The sequence below is a fragment of the Lachnoclostridium sp. Marseille-P6806 genome, from assembly GCF_964238185.1.
In the GTDB taxonomy this organism is placed as follows: Bacteria; Bacillota; Clostridia; order Lachnospirales; family Lachnospiraceae; genus Brotaphodocola.
Genome location: NZ_CAXSLG010000002.1, coordinates 277,620 through 293,220 on the forward strand (window position 1 = coordinate 277,620; position 15,601 = coordinate 293,220).

Genomic DNA, 15,601 nt, shown 5'->3' on the forward strand with positions numbered 1-15,601 from the left:
TATGAAATTCAGAAAATGCGGCAGTCTGCGGGGAGAGCTTACGATTCCCGGCGACAAATCCATCTCTCACCGCAGTGTCATGTTTGGCTCCCTCGCCAAAGGAACCACGGAAATCTATGATTTTCTCCAGGGGGCAGACTGCCTTTCTACCATCTCCTGCTTCCGCAGCATGGGGATAGAAATTGAAAACAAAGGAAACTGCGTTCTTGTACATGGCAATGGTCTTCATGGTCTGAAAAAACCGGATTCTGTTCTGGACTGCGGCAACAGCGGAACAACCACCCGGCTCATTTCCGGGATTTTGTCTGCTCAGGATTTTTCTGTTACCCTGACTGGCGACGCATCCATCCAGAAACGCCCCATGAGGCGGATTATCCAGCCCCTTTCCCAGATGGGGGCTAAAATCCGCAGCATCCAGGGCAACGACTGCGCTCCCCTTGAAATCGAGGGAACCCATCTCCACGGAATTCACTATCAGTCGCCTGTAGCGTCTGCCCAGGTGAAATCGGCCATTCTTCTGGCCGGTCTTTATGCAGACGGGGAAACAAAGGTGACGGAGCCTTTTCTTTCCAGAGATCACACAGAGCGAATGCTTCGAAGCTTTGGGGCCAAGGTAGAAAACCAGGGAACCACCACGAGAATTCTTCCAGCAGAAGAACTTTACGGACAGAAGCTCCGTGTTCCCGGTGATATCTCCTCTGCTGCCTTTTTCCTTGCAGCAGGACTGATCATTCCCGGCTCCGAGCTTCTTTTAAAACATGTAGGAATCAATCCTACCCGGGATGGAATCCTTCGTGTCTGCAGAGCCATGGGAGGAAATATTACCATATTAAATGAAACCTCCGAAGGGGAACCCGCCGCTGATATTCTTGTCACGTCCAGTTCCCTTCATGGAACTGTCATTGAAGGCGCTATTATCCCCACGCTGATTGATGAGCTTCCCATAATTGCAGCCATGGCCTGCTTTGCCGAGGGAGACACCATCATCCGAGATGCCGCTGAGCTGAAAGTCAAGGAATCCAACCGAATCGAGGTTATGGTTCGCAATCTTTCTGCCATGGGCGCAGATGTAGAGGAGACAGAAGACGGTATGATTATTCACGGCGGACGGCCGCTTCACGGCGCAGTGATTGACAGCCGTCTGGATCACAGGATTGCCATGACCTTTGCAGTTGCCGGCTGCATGGCTGATGGAGAAACGGAGATTCTTGGGGCAGAATGTGTCAACATTTCCTACCCTGGCTTCTATGAGGATCTGAAAGGTCTGATGAAATAAAAACCTTCCGCGCGGATCGCCATGCAGCAAAAAAAATTTTGCGCAGAAGCGATCCGCCACAGACAAAGAAGCTCGCCGCCGAGCTTCTTTTTTAATTTTCTCTTACAATCTTATGACCATTTCGGACATTTGTTCAAAAGGTCTTGGCAATCATTTTTTAATCCGCTATAATAAGTCTAATTGACGTAACTATTCAGGACGGCGGGAGAGCTGGCAGAAAAATTCGCGTCAAGCTTGCTTATAAGCGGGTTTTCCTGCCAGCTCTCGCATCGGAGGAATCTCCGATGCTTCTTGTTCGGCTTTGCCGGACAAGAAGATACCCGTCCTGAACAGTTGCTAATTGAAAAAAATACAAGTTAGGAGAATGGATTCATGAAAAAACATACAGGAAGAATCAAAGCCCTTCTTCTGGGCTGTATCTGTGCTGTGACCTCGGCATTTTCTACCATTCCGGCCGTGGCCGACACCATTGTTCCGCCGATTCAGGGGAATACCTCATCTGTTTCCGGTACTGCTCCTCTGGTAAGCGGCACCGCTGAACTAAATATTCCCACCCTCTGGGTTGCCGGCGACTCGACTGCAGCAGCTTTTAATGACACGAATTATTATTCCCCCCGGGCCGGCTGGGGCACACAGCTGGGACTCTACATCCAGGGTGTCAACATCCAGAATATGGCTGTTTCCGGCACCAGTTCTAAAACCTATGCAGATACAGATCAGTACCAGACGATCCTGCAGAATATAAAAGCCGGCGACTACCTGATGATTGGCTTCGGCCACAACGATAAACGCCCGGAGCTGGGACGCTATACCAATCCCGGCGGTTCTCCTTCCGTAGTCGGCTCCTTCCAGTACTATCTGTTTGAAAAATACATACAGCCAGCCAAGGAAAGAGGGGCTATCCCGATTCTGGTTACTCCCATTGTCCGCAGAGATCTGGGCAACAATTACACAGGAGAAAGCGGACATATTACGGAAACCGTTACCAATGAAGAAGGGACCTTCCAGGGCGGCAATTATGCTAAGGCTATCAAACAGCTGGGCGTAGGCAAAAGCGTAACCGTTCTGGATTTGACCACCCGTACCAAGGACGTCTATGAACGCCTGGGAGCTCAGGGAGTTAAGGAGCGCCACGCCTGGACCTCTCAGCGGGAAGCCAGCATTGACAATACCCACACCAACCAGTACGGCGCTGCCTGCAATGCCTGGTTCATTGCAGACGAGCTGTTAAAATCAAACTGCAATCTGAAGAATTATGTAGTTGCCAACCCTCAGGTTCCCCAGTTTACAGAGGCGGCCTTAAATCCCTCTTACCAGGGACAGAATTTCTCCGCTCCCACCGCAGCAAGCACTCTGTGGAATCCCTCCGGAGACTGGAAGCCCACTGTGTTTGGAGATATAGACGGATATGAGTTCCTGAATCATCTGTATTTCAGTCTTCAGCCTCAGTCTGACGGCTCCATCCGCATGGCAGCAGGCGGCGACTCCCCGCTGACCAGAGATGCCGATGCCGGAAAGATTGCCGCATCCAGCGACGGCCTGGCCATGTATTATCAGCAGGTACCGGCAAACCGGAATTTCATCCTGTCTGCTGATGTGACAATTAACTATCTGGAAAAAGAAAACCAGAATTCCTTTGGACTGATGGTTCGTGATGATATTTATCTGGACACCGTTATCAATGACACCATGGGCGACTATGTAGCAGCCGGTCCTCTTCAGATGGCCTCTGACCAGCCCTGGAACTGTTTTGCCCGAAAAAATGGGCAGCTGATCTCCGGCGGTACCGCATCCCGGATTTACAATCCTGGAGAAACTGTACATCTGGAAATCCGGAAAGGTCCTGATGGCTACACCTGTATCTTTGGTGATAACGCTCCTGTCAGCGCAGGCTTTGATTTCCCGCTGACTGCCATTGATTCTGATTTTGTTTATGTGGGTATGTTTGTATCAAAAAGCGCAGACGTTACCTTCCAGAACATTTCTCTGACTCTACAGTAGAATATCCTTATCTGGCGGTCACCCTTTTCGGGGTGACCGTTTTTTCTTTCATAAAAAAATACGTCCTGTGAAACAAAAATGCTCCGCGAGGATCGCCATGCTTCTGTTATGATTCATTTACCAGTTTTCCCGTCATATGCTCTGGGGTGAACTCCAGACAAAGCACATGAGGTCCGGCATGTTTTACTTCATGCTCAATGTATTCCTGATCCTCTGTAAATTTTCCGCACAGCTCCCTGCATATCTTCATGGACTTTTCCACGTCATGAATTGGGCGGAGCCTCCCAAAGACCACCACACTTTTTATATTCAGAGCCCACTCACCCTCTTTTCGGAAGCCTTTGTCATAAACACAGTAGGAAGCCTTGTCACACTTCTCAATCGCATCAATCTTATGACCTTCCTTTGCTCCATGAAAATAAAGCTTCCCATCCTCTTCGCAATACCAGTGATCCATGGGAATTCCATAGGGATATCCATTATCTCCAATTAAAGACAGAACGCCCCGGGGCTCCTGCTTCAAAATTTCCCGACACTCCTCCTCTGATATCTGCTGCTTGAATCTTCTCATTTTTCTGAACATTCTTTTTCCTCCTAAAATCGTAACTGTTCAGGACGGGGTATCTTCTTGTCCGGCAAAGCCGAGCAAGAAGCATCGGAGATTCCTCCGATGTGAGAACTGGAAGAAAGCCCTGCTTACAGGCAAGCCTGACACAGATTTTTCTTCCAGTTCTCCCGCTGTCCTGAATAGTTGCCTTAAATCATAGAAATCATTCCCGCCCACAAAGGCAGAGTAATAATACTTAGCAGAGTAGTGACTACAACGGAACCCGCAGCCATTTCCTCATTGTATCCAAACTGCACAGCAAATACAGATGTAATCGCCGCACAGGGACAGGCCTCCAAAAGAAAGACTACCTGGGCCTGCATTCCCGTAAATCCAGCAGCCAGATAAATTCCAAAGCATACCAGAGGAATCAGAATCAGCCTAAGTAAAACCATAGCTGAAATCTGTACATTCCGGATAATCTTCCCCAGATTGCTGTCTGCAATAATCATCCCTGTAATAAACATTGCCATAGGCGTATTCATCCCGCTGATTAGCTTTATAGGCTCTGCCAGCACACCAGGAATCGGAATCCGTCCCAGGTAAATCACCAGTCCCAGCATCACTGAAATCAGAACCGGCGTTGTGAAAAGCTTTTTCATCGTTGTCCGGAAGCCCCCTGCTTCTCTTCTGGACTTTCCTTCTCTTCCTTTGCTGAGCATAATATAACCATGCGTCCATAGCAAAATATTAAATACCGTTACATAGGCGCTGGCATAAAGAAGTCCTTCTTCACCAAACATCACCTGAATCAGGGGAAATCCCATAAAGGCTGCATTGGAATAAATGCAGGCAAATTGCTGAATCGGTCTTTCTGATGGGGGGAATTTTTTCGTAAAAATCACAGTTACAGCCAGTCCCACCAAAATCAGCAGCAGTGACACGCCGTAGGCCCAGAGAAGATTCCGGAAAATTTCCGGCTGAAATTCAGCAAAATAGGAATTAAGAATCATGCAGGGACAGATCAGATTGACCAGCAAATCCGAAAATGCTTTCTTGCCTTCCATCCGAATCAGTCCTGTCTTTACACCGGCAAAGCCTGCAAACATCAAAATAAACAACACAAAAACCTGCCTCATGGCTGTCATCGCCAAATCCATTTTTATTCCTCCTCAATACCGGGAAAGCTCCCCTCTGTTTAAATCGTTAAAAAAACTCCTTCCCGCACATTATACCAATGCTCAGGAAGGAGTTGTCTATACATCCATTATTCCTTATCTTTCGTCTGTATCCCAGTTGTGATATACCGCCTGCACATCGTCATCATCATCCAGCAGATCCAGAAGGCGGTTCATTCTCTTAATATCCTCCTCGTCGGTCAGTTCCACCCAGGTCTGAGGAATCATCGTTACATCAGCCTCCAGCATGGGGATACCTTCCTTCTCCAGAGCCTCACGCACTGCACTGAAATCCTCTGGAGCTGTAATTACCTCGTAGCTGTCCTCTTCCTCTGCAAAGTCCTCTGCGCCTGCATCCAGAGCCAGCATCATCAGCTCATCCGGATCCATTTCACACTCTTCTTTATCAATGACAATCTGCCCCTTTTTGTCAAACATGAAAGATACGCTTCCCTGGGTACCGATATTTCCGTTTCCCTTGGTAAATGCGCTTCTTACATTGGCAGCAGTACGGTTCTTGTTGTCTGTCAGTGTATCTACAATAACAGCCACGCCATTGGGGCCGTATCCCTCATAGGTCAGCACCTCATAATTAACAGAGTTTGCATCACCTGCTGCTTTTTTGATACCGCGGTCAATGGTATCATTCGGCATATTATTAGCCTTTGCCTTTGCAATCACATCACGCAGCTTGCTGTTGTTGGCCGGATCGGGACCGCCCTCTTTTACAGCTACAGCAATTTCACGGCCGATCACTGTAAAAATCTTTCCCTTTGCTGCATCATTCTTCTCTTTTTTGTGTTTAATATTGGCAAACTTGGAATGTCCTGACATAAAATCTAACTCCTTATCTTTTTCTCTTTTCGTCCCTGTTCAAAACATCTTTTTCATTCTAGCACTATTTTCCCGGAATGACAACCCTTTCTTCCTGAGTTTCCCCTGACAGGAGAACCATTTTTTCACTCAGGCCTCTCCCTGATGCATCTGCAACTCCATATTCAGATTCCTCAGCCACTTTTTCTGGCGGTACCGGGCATATCCAATCACTGCCTTGTATACCTCCTCAAACATGACCATGGCGTAAACCACATAAATCGGCTGCTTTAAGAAAAGTCCTCCCAAAAATGCCATGGGAATTCCGATCATCCATACGCCGCTGGTATCAATAAACAGGCAGACTCTGGTATCTCCTCCGCTTCTGAGGACACCGACAATATTGACGTAGTTAAACATTTTTGCCGGCATATACAGGATAAATACATTGAGGCAGCGTCTTACATGATCTGCAACCTCTGGAGATATACTGTACATTCCGATCACGGTGCCGCGGATTCCAAAACAGATTCCCATTGCTGCAAGCGTTACCAGAAACTGAAGAATCAGGAAATATTTCGCATATTTTTCTGCCCGTTTCAGATTTCCTCCGCCCATTTCATGTCCCAGAATCACAGCCGCCGCTGCGCTGAGCCCCTGGAACAAAACAACCACAATATCCTGAATCGTAGTCGCAATCGTAATTGCCGCTACGGCATTGTCTCCCATTCGTCCATAAGCAAGGGAGTACATGGTAGTTCCCAGGCCCCACATAAATTCATTGGCAATCACCGGCCCTGTTGTCACGGCAAACTGCCTCAGAAACGCACTGCTGTAGCCCCACAGCTCCTTTATCCGGCATGCAAGAGGGGAACGGCTGATAAAGGTTACTGCAAGAAGAGCCCCGCACTCGGCAATTCTGGCAATCAGCGTAGCAAGGGCCGCGCCGGGAGCTCCCATGGCCGGCGCTCCAAAATGACCGAAAATAAAAATATAGTTAAATAAAATATTAATTCCAATGGTTATGCAGCTGATAACTACAGGAGCCTTTACTTTTCCCACTGCCCGAAGCATAGCCACATAGGTATTGGAAATTGCCGTACAGGGGTAGGAAAGGGATACCACAGCCAGATAGGCAGCGCCCACTGTAATGGAACTCTGACTGGTTGTAAAAATCCGCATAACCGCCTCCGGGCAAAGCTGTGCCGGAATCAGAAAACACAGGGAACCGGCTATGGAAATCATAAGAGCCAGTCCCAGCACCTTCCGTATATTTTTCACATCATGGTTTCCCCAGTACTGAGCTGCAAGAACTCCAGAGCCGCTGACAATTCCGAAAACCAGCAGAGAAAACACAAAAAACACCTTATTTGCCAGTCCTACTGCAGCGATGGAGGTTTCCCCCAAAGTTCCTATCATCATCGTATCCACCAGGTTTACAATGGTATTCAGCATCCCCTGCATGGCAACCGGAAAAGCAATCGTCACTGCCTTCCCCAAAAATCTCCGATCCTTCAGCATATTTCCTGTATCCGTCAACATCTGTGTCATTTTTCTTTCTGTACCTCTTTCTTTTCTCTTTTCCTATGACATAAAAATAACGCCTTTTCTGAAAAAAGCGTTATTTTCCTCTTATTCGGTCGTTTCTTCCCGTTCTTGCTCTCCAGTTCCTTCTCCGGAAGTCTCTGTCTCCCTGTCTTCCTCTGGAAGCCTTGTCACACGGACAGAAGCGATCATTTTATTTTCCACCTTCAGTACGGAAAACAGATATCCCTGGTACTGAACCTCCGGCTTCTCCTCTTCGCCAGGGATACGATCCAGTCTGGAAATCAAAAGTCCGTTAATCGTGTCGTAATTCTCCAGATCCTCCTCAGGGAATGTCACTCCCAGCTCCTCCTGAGCATCCTCCAGAGGCGTCATGCCGCTCATCGTCAGAATACCGTCTGTTCCACGAACAATAAACTGCTCGTCCTCATCGTACTCATCCAGAATATTTCCCACGATCTCTTCCAGAATATCCTCCATCGTTACCAGCCCCGCCGTCTGTCCATACTCGTCAATCACGATTTCCATATGAATCTTCTGAGACTGCATTTCCTTAAACAGAGAATTGATATTGCGGGTTTCCGGAATAAAATGAGCCGACCTAAGCATTCCCGGAACTAGGCGAAGAGCCGTCTGCGCTTCCCCGGGATTCTCCGCATGAACCAGCACATCCCGGATATGTACCGTTCCGATAATGTCGTCCAAATCCTCGCCATATACCGGAAAACGGGAATTGCTTGCCTCTTTAAGAACAAACCGCGACGCCTCCCGCACAGTCATGGAACCGTCCAGCGCCACAATATTCTTCCTGTGGGTCATGATATCGCCGGCTTCTTTATCGTCAAATTCAAAGATGTTGGAAATCATCTCTGCCTCACTGGATTCCAGAACCCCCTGCTCATGCCCCTCGTTGACCATGGTTTTAATGTCTTCCTCAGTTACATTTTCTGCTTTTGATTTTTGATACCTCCAAATCAGGTATCCGGCAATTACTGCAATTGCCGCAGCTGCCAGGAAAATTCCTGGATGCCCATAACCGTCGTCCATAGCTTTTTTGGAACTCCTTTTTCCTTTGAAAATAAATAATACGTAAATTATTGTACTAAATTTATTAATTTTCGTCAATGGCGAACTATGTAGGAGCAGGAAGCTCCAGGCTCACCATCAGCGCCAGATCTACCCTTTTCTGAAGTTCATCGTCAATATGGCAGATTCTTTCCTTCAATCTCTGCTTATCTATGGTTCTCAGCTGTTCTAAAAGAATTACCGAATCCTTCACCATATCACATCTGCGGGTATCCAGCTCCACATGGGTAGGCAGCTTCGCCTTGTTCATTTTCGACGTAATCGCTGCACAAATCACCGTTGGACTGTGTTTGTTTCCCACATCGTTCTGTATAATCAGAACAGGGCGGACTCCTCCCTGTTCTGAACCTACTACCGGACGCAGATCCGCATAATAAATATCTCCTCGTCGGATAATCACAGTTTTCACACTCCGTCAATCTTGTTTAGCAGTAGTATTGCCGTCTTTTGACCGGTGTATACCTTTCTGTGATTATTTTATGCTGCAGACGGAAACCTGTTAATCCTGACTCTAAAACAAAAATAAATTAAGACACATTCCCAGTAACCTTCTCCCGTTACGAAAGGCTCTTTCCAGTAAAAAAATCCTCGTATTTGTCATCAAAATAATCCTTGGTTCCCACAACCTGTCCATTCTGGTAATAAACCCTCGGAATCCGTTTGCCCAAATCGCAGATCATTTCATAGTGAAAGCCGCCGCACAGCTCTGCCAGCTCTTCCACCGTAATTTCTTCCCCCTGATCGCTTCCAATCAAAGTAACCGGCGTTTCCTCCTTCACTCCCGGAATTCCTGTTACATCTACCATAAACTGATCCATACATACGCGGCCAAGAATCGGCGCTTTTTTTCCAAAAATCAGCACGTAACCTGTTCCGGAAAGACTGCGCGGATAGCCATCCCCGTATCCCACCGGAATGGTTGCTACCTTCATGGGATGATCTGCGACAAAGGTTCCTCCATAGCTGACTGCCTGACCTGGAAGGATCTCTTTTACGTAGGTTACAAAGCTTTTTAATCCCATCGCCGGTTTTAAGGGAACACGGCTGCGATCCACCTCATCGGAGGGATACAGCCCATATACAGAAATTCCCGCCCGAACCATATCAAAGCCCATGTGGGGCAGATCAATAATTGCCGCGCTGTTGGCACAGTGTTTTATAGGAATCTCCACTCCCCTCTCTTTTAAAAGCTCTGTAAAATGCAGATACCGCTCCAGCTGCTCCTCTGTAGAGGTTTTATCTAGCTCATCTGCCCGGGCAAAATGAGTAAAAAGACCTTCCACATAAATCCCGGGAAGCCCCGCTATTTCTGCTGCCAGATCAGCTCCCTTTTCATCCGGAGTCATCCCAATCCTGCTCATTCCTGTATCAAGAGCCAGATGTACTGCGGCTGTAACCCCCCTGGCTTCCGCCAGCTGAGAAAGAGGCAAAGCCTGTTCCATAGTAAAAATTGTAGGGCGGATATCCGCATCCAGCATTTCTCTATATTGGCTTTTATGAGTTACTCCAAGAATCAGGATCCTTTTGCTGATTCCATGACGGCGCAGCATCAAAGCCTCCTCCAAGGTAGCTGCTGCATAACCGTCTACATAGGGCTCCATAGCTATAGCCGCAGGCACTGCCCCATGGCCATAGCCGTCAGCCTTGACAACGCCCAGAATTCCTGTTCCAGGAGCAAGATTACGTTTCATGGATTCCATATTAAATCGAATTGCATCTAAATCAATGGGCGCATAAACCCGTGTATACTGCTTCATGATCATTTCCTTCCTATGTCATAGAACGCATTTCCCTATGGCATAAAATACAGTCTGCCAGATTGCCGGCAAGTACGCTGTGAATTCCCCAGCGCCTTGCGGCCTCTTCCCCCGCCAGTCCATGCACATATACGCCTAGAAAAGCAGCATCTGTACATTCCAGCCCTCTTGCCAGAAGTCCGGCAATTACTCCGGTCAGAACATCTCCAGAACCGGCCTTTGCCATGGCGCTGCAGCCGCTGGGATTCAGCCACACATTTCCATCTTTATCCGCTGTAACAGTTGCTGCATCCTTCATCACACACACAACCCCATATCGGCTGCTGTAACTCCTGGCTGCCTGTACCGGATCCTCCTTCAGCTGCTCTACGGAACAGGAACACAGCCTCGCCATTTCTCCCATATGAGGAGTAATAATAATATTTTCTGTAAAATAGCGGGTCAGATAAGGATGGGACGCCACCGTGTTCAGTCCGTCTGCATCCAGAACAATAGGCACAAAAGCATCTGCGAGAATCTGCTCCACCAAATCACAGACATAAGGCTCCCTTCCCAACCCCGGCCCCAGCACAATGACATCGGCCCAGCGGCACTGTTTTTCCAGAAAAAGTTTTCCTTCCTCCAGAGAAAGCTCCTCCGGATCGTAGGTTTCCACAATGGCTTCGGGAAGCTGATTTTGAAGAATTTCCCGGTTTTCCGGAACGGTAAGAAGCTTTACCAGTCCAGCACCTGTTCGGTAGGCAGCCAGTCCGCTTAAATAGGCAGCTCCGCACATTCCCCGGCTTCCTGCAACAATCAGTACCCTTCCGAATGTTCCCTTATTTCCATCTGCCTGCCTATTTCTCAGCCGTTCCAGTTCAGACGGCTCCGGCACCAGTCCATCCCATCCAGAATACTCCAGGCTGTCTTCTGTAAAACCAATATCTGCCGTCCTGACCTGTCCGGCAAAGCCTTTGCCCGGATACAAAAGCAGGCCTGTTTTTTCAAATCCAAAGGTCACCGTTATGTCTGCAGCCAGGGCAGTTCCCATCACTGCTCCTGTAGCAGAATGAATGCCGGAAGGAATATCCACAGCAGTCACCTGTATTTTTCCTGCCTGCTTTTTCTCCTGGAGGTACTCCAGAAGCCGAAAACCGGAGCCCTCCACCGGACGGGAAAGCCCTATTCCGAAAATACCGTCAATGACCACCGGCCATCTGCCTTCCTCCATCTCCTGCTTCCAGAGAACTTCCCCCTTTTGGCCTTCCCAGACCATAGGAATCTGAAGCTTCTCTGCAATTTTCTGCTGAAGCCGGTTTTCCTGGGTAGCCTGTTCCGGATTTCCCCATAGAAGAATCTTTACCCGATATCCCCACCCCTTTAAAATGCGGGCTGCTGCGATTCCGTCTGCGCCGTTATTCCCCATACCGCAAACTGCCAGAATTCCAGAATTCTCTGCAGCGCTCCAGGAAATCTGTCCGGAAATCGCCAGGTCTCTCCGGTTGGATAAAAGGTTCTTTGCTTCTTCTGCCACTGCCAGAGCTGCCCGTTCCATCAGCACCACAGAGGGAATTCCTATTCTCTGAATCGTATCCTGGTCGATCTGCTTCATCTGTGCTCCTGTCACCACATACCTCATATCCTCTCCTCCTAAAGACTCCATCTCCGATCATACACAAACTGCCGGCAGCCCAGGAAGCTTCCTTCCTGTCCGCCGGCAGATGCCCTTGTTTCCTCCTTAAATCACTGATTTGCTTCATCCTTCAGTGATTTACCTGCTTTCAAGGCCGCCCTTTCCCGTTCCTTCTCTCTCTGCTTTTCCTTCCGATCCTCCAGGCTGCACACCCGGTAGGACAGACGCATAAGGCTCTCTGAAAGATGTACGTTCTCAACAACTACATCCTCCGGCACATTCAAATCCACATGTGCAAAATTCCAGATAGCCTTAATCCCCGCCTTTACCAGCCGCTCTGCAATCTCAGGCGCCTTTGTCTTAGGGATCGTCAGCGCAGCCATCTGAACATCGTTATCCTTGATAAACTGCTCCAGATCATCTACCCCGCGAATCTCGATTCCCCTGACAACAAGACCGATCAGTCTGGGATTGATATCAAACATACCTTTAATGATAAATCCGCGCTTTTCAAAATTAGCATAATTGGCAATCGCCTGCCCAAGATTTCCTGCACCAATAATAATCATATGATGCTGTCGGTCAATTCCCAAAATTTTTCCAATTTCCGTATAAAGATATTTAACATTATAGCCGTAGCCCTGCTGACCAAATCCTCCAAAATTATTCAAATCCTGGCGAATCTGAGATGCAGTTACTTTCATTCGAACACTCAGCTCATTGGATGAAATTCGTTCCACTCCAGATTCCAATAATTCTCCAAGGTATCGATAATACCGGGGAAGCCGCGTAATCACAGCCTTTGATATTTCTCTTCCCTCCATGCTTGCCTACTCTCCTGTCTGTCACATATTCGGATGCTGAGCACCCTGTTCATCTAGCTTACATTATACCCGTTTGAGATTTTTCTGTCAAATGCGTTTTCACCATCTTGAAATCATTCCTCCCTTTTTCCGTAAAACACAGCACTCCACAGCACAGGTACACAGAGCATGATTCCCGCCATATACCGTACCAGAATACAGGGACCCGGAGCAAGGGATATCAGATATCCAAGCAAAATTCCCACAGGTGTCAGCCATCTGTACCTTCTTCTTCCAATCAAAAGCCCGCCGCAGAGTACCACTGCCCAGGAATAAAAGGAGGTGTAAAAAGGAATGGACAGCACTGGCAGCTTCTCCTTCAAATTATCATTCTGAAACCACAGATACCAGGGCTTTAACATCGGAAGACGACTCTCCTGCCACACATAGGAGGACGGTTTCATTTCATAAGCCATATAGCAGCTGGAGTCTCCGCCCAGATACCACAGTCCCATGGTATTTAAAAGCGTTGCCCTTACATATTCAGCCGGGAACTGCCGCCCTATGCTCAGCCAGAGTCTGATAAATTCCTCTTTTCCAGACTCAAACGCCTCTGCCTGGAAACCGGCTTTCACTGGATCGGACACATAGTATTTGTAGGCCTCCAGATTTTCTCTGGGAAGGTAGGCTGTAAGCTCCTCCTTTTCTTCTTCTGCCAGCTCCTCTCTGTGATACACATAGGTTCTCGCCATCTGCTGCATGGGAACACTCAGCATCTCCGCCACGCTTCCCTTAGAGGCATGAAGCGCCTGTTCCAGCCCATAGTTCACCCCTGTGCTGCCTGCTACAGAAAGGCAAAGAATCAGGCTCAATTCCGGAAGAAACCCTCCGCGCCTTCCCCTGAATCTCATAATCATCCACACCGTCATCATACACAAAACTGTCAGCAAAAACCCATAGGACGCATTGTTTCGAAAGGTTCCCATAAGGACTGCCGCCATCAGAAATCCAGCCAGCGCTTTTCCCCGATATACTTTCTGAGCCCTGGTCATATCACAGATACAGACAAACACCACCAGAAACAGGCCTCCAAATATGGTATCCTTGGTCGTACTGATTCCGAGCACCTGAAAAAAGGGGAAAAGCAGGTAAAATGCCGTCACCGCCCCGCGAATCTTCCATGGAAGTCCCCATTTTGCAAGAAATGATGCTGCAAATGCCATACAGCCGGTCAAAATTCCAATCTGCAGCAGGGACTGGAGCGCCAGCCCTGCGTTGTAGCTGCCAAACAGAGTATTCCCTGCCTCAAACAGCCAGCCGCACAAATAGGTGTGAAGAAGCGGATGGTGAGTGCTGTAATTTCCTGTCCAGTACATATCCCACTGCCAGGTCATGTCATAACAGTAAAGTCCTGGATAAAACGCCAGAAAACAGGGAAGGTATCCCAGAAACAAAAGAAGCCAACTTTTAAAAAATACCGATGAGGCTCTTTTTTTCCCTCTTTTACAGCAGGCTTCTTGCTCTGGAAGAAGCCCCCCAAGCCTGTAAAGAAACGGTTCCAGATAGGCAGAAAGCGCCACTGCTGTAAAAAACGTCCAGGCCCAGCTTTGCCAGCTGTCCAGATATACCTGCCGGCCTGCCGCAAGCTCTCCGGCTGCAGCCAAAAACTGTGTCCCCTCAGATACGTTCCCTAAATCACCTGTTTCCATGAAACGCAGTCCCATTCCCAAAAGCTCTGTAAAACAAAGCATTACTGAGAGAAGCTGCGCCGAAAACGCCAGACAGCAGTTTTCTTTCCAGTCCTCCGCCATACGTCCGACAAGAAAGAAACCTGACGCAAACAGAAAAAGAGACAGCAGGCTTTTGTGGAGCAAAAGCATCTCTGTCAGTCCCAGCTGCTTTTTCATGCGGCTGACCCCATAGACAGCTCCCCAGGCCCAGAGAAGCTGCAGGATCCAAAAACCTCCTCTGATTCTTTTCCCGTCTCCCTCACATCTCTTTTTATTTTGATTTCGCAATATCATAGTTTCCATCATCTTTTATTTTTTTCCTGTACATTTCACATGCGATTTGAAGCCGGAATTCAAATTCCTGCTTATGCTTCTGAATAATGGTCTGCAGAATCATTCCGGCAAACAGGGCTAATACTGCCGTAATTGCACAAAAACCGCATACCATCAGTGTAGGAAATTGCGGAACAAGCCCTGTTTTCAGATACTCCTTCATAATCGGTACAAAGAACCAGAAAGAAAGAACCAGCAGAATCAGAGCAATCCTGCCGAAAAAACCCAGGGGCTTATAGTCCCTGTAGAGCTTTCCTATGGTTTTTATTACCCGGATTCCGTCAGAAACAGTATTTAATTTGGACACACTTCCCTCCGGCCGATCGCGATAATCAATGGGGATATTTTTCAGAGCCATGTTTTTGTCCACTGCATGAATTGTCATTTCTGTTTCAATCTCAAATCCCTTAGAAAGCACCGGAAATGTTTTGACAAAGGCATAACTGAATGCCCTGCATCCAGTCATCACATCTTTGATATCGGTCCGGAAAAGACTGTTAATGGCTGCTCTCACCATGGAATTTCCCACATTGTGAAAGGGCCTTTTGTTTTCTGCAAAATAGGTCGAGGACAAACGATCTCCAATAACCATATCTGCCTGCTCCTCTAAAACAGCCTTTGCCATAATCGGCCCGCATTCTGCCGGATAAGTATCATCTCCGTCTACCATAATATAACATCTGGCGTCAATTTCCCGGAACATTCTCCGGATCACATTGCCCTTTCCCTGCTGATGCTCATAACGCACCACAGCCCCCGCCTGTCTGGCAATCTGGTCTGTGTTGTCTTTGGAATTGTTGTCATATACATAAACCACTGCTTCCGGAAGAACGCGCTTCCAATCTGCCACTACCTTTGCAATGGTACAGCTTTCATTGTAGCAGGGTATCAGTACAGCAATTTTGTCCATATCTACTCTC

12 protein-coding genes and 1 pseudogene are annotated in these 15,601 nt (G+C 47.9%); 2 read left to right on the forward strand and 11 right to left on the reverse strand.

Annotated elements, in window-relative coordinates; all coding sequences use genetic code 11:
* Position 1 precedes the first annotated feature (1 nt).
* Complete coding sequence (aroA, locus tag ACESON_RS03350) at positions 2–1,276, forward strand: 3-phosphoshikimate 1-carboxyvinyltransferase (protein ID WP_373108502.1); 1,275 nt, start codon at positions 2–4, stop codon at positions 1,274–1,276.
* Positions 1,277–1,648: 372 nt separating this feature from the next.
* Entirely contained in the window at positions 1,649–3,277 is a 1,629-nt protein-coding gene (locus ACESON_RS03355) for a GDSL-type esterase/lipase family protein (RefSeq protein ID WP_373108503.1), read from the forward strand.
* 106 nt (positions 3,278–3,383) lie between these two features.
* On the opposite strand, the gene ACESON_RS03360 is transcribed toward ACESON_RS03355, so the two are convergent.
* The 11 genes and pseudogenes from ACESON_RS03360 to ACESON_RS03410 form a co-directional block, all read right to left on the reverse strand.
* Complete coding sequence (locus ACESON_RS03360) at positions 3,384–3,860, reverse strand: pyridoxamine 5'-phosphate oxidase family protein (protein WP_373108505.1); 477 nt, start codon at positions 3,858–3,860, stop codon at positions 3,384–3,386.
* A 173-nt stretch (positions 3,861–4,033) separates the two neighbouring features.
* A complete protein-coding gene (locus ACESON_RS03365) occupies positions 4,034–4,984 on the reverse strand; it encodes an AEC family transporter (RefSeq protein ID WP_373108506.1) in 951 nt (316 codons plus the stop codon).
* A gap of 114 nt (positions 4,985–5,098) precedes the next feature.
* Complete coding sequence (locus ACESON_RS03370) at positions 5,099–5,836, reverse strand: YebC/PmpR family DNA-binding transcriptional regulator (protein WP_177958631.1); 738 nt, start codon at positions 5,834–5,836, stop codon at positions 5,099–5,101.
* A 129-nt stretch (positions 5,837–5,965) separates the two neighbouring features.
* Entirely contained in the window at positions 5,966–7,366 is a 1,401-nt protein-coding gene (locus ACESON_RS03375; RefSeq protein WP_373108507.1) for an MATE family efflux transporter, read from the reverse strand.
* 81 nt (positions 7,367–7,447) lie between these two features.
* Positions 7,448–8,305 (reverse strand): annotated as a pseudogene (locus ACESON_RS03380) (hemolysin family protein); the annotation flags it as partial.
* 187 nt (positions 8,306–8,492) lie between these two features.
* Positions 8,493–8,846 carry a type II toxin-antitoxin system PemK/MazF family toxin gene (locus ACESON_RS03385; protein ID WP_177958634.1) on the reverse strand — a complete coding sequence of 118 codons (354 nt, stop codon included), beginning with the start codon at positions 8,844–8,846 and terminating at the stop codon, positions 8,493–8,495.
* 157 nt (positions 8,847–9,003) lie between these two features.
* Positions 9,004–10,203: an alanine racemase gene (alr, locus tag ACESON_RS03390; protein ID WP_373108509.1), complete on the reverse strand. Its 1,200-nt coding sequence runs from the start codon at positions 10,201–10,203 to the stop codon at positions 9,004–9,006.
* A 13-nt stretch (positions 10,204–10,216) separates the two neighbouring features.
* Entirely contained in the window at positions 10,217–11,821 is a 1,605-nt protein-coding gene (locus tag ACESON_RS03395; protein ID WP_373108510.1) for an NAD(P)H-hydrate dehydratase, read from the reverse strand.
* Positions 11,822–11,925: 104 nt separating this feature from the next.
* A complete protein-coding gene (locus ACESON_RS03400; RefSeq protein WP_177959398.1) occupies positions 11,926–12,639 on the reverse strand; it encodes a redox-sensing transcriptional repressor Rex in 714 nt (237 codons plus the stop codon).
* Between the two features lie 113 nt (positions 12,640–12,752).
* Entirely contained in the window at positions 12,753–14,654 is a 1,902-nt protein-coding gene (locus ACESON_RS03405) for a DUF6020 family protein (protein WP_373108511.1), read from the reverse strand.
* The gene (locus ACESON_RS03410; protein ID WP_373108512.1) at positions 14,620–15,591 is read right to left on the reverse strand and encodes a glycosyltransferase family 2 protein; all 972 of its coding nucleotides are present in this window, start codon (positions 15,589–15,591) and stop codon (positions 14,620–14,622) included. Before ACESON_RS03410 ends, ACESON_RS03405 begins: the two co-directional genes overlap by 35 nt.
* Positions 15,592–15,601 lie beyond the last annotated feature (10 nt).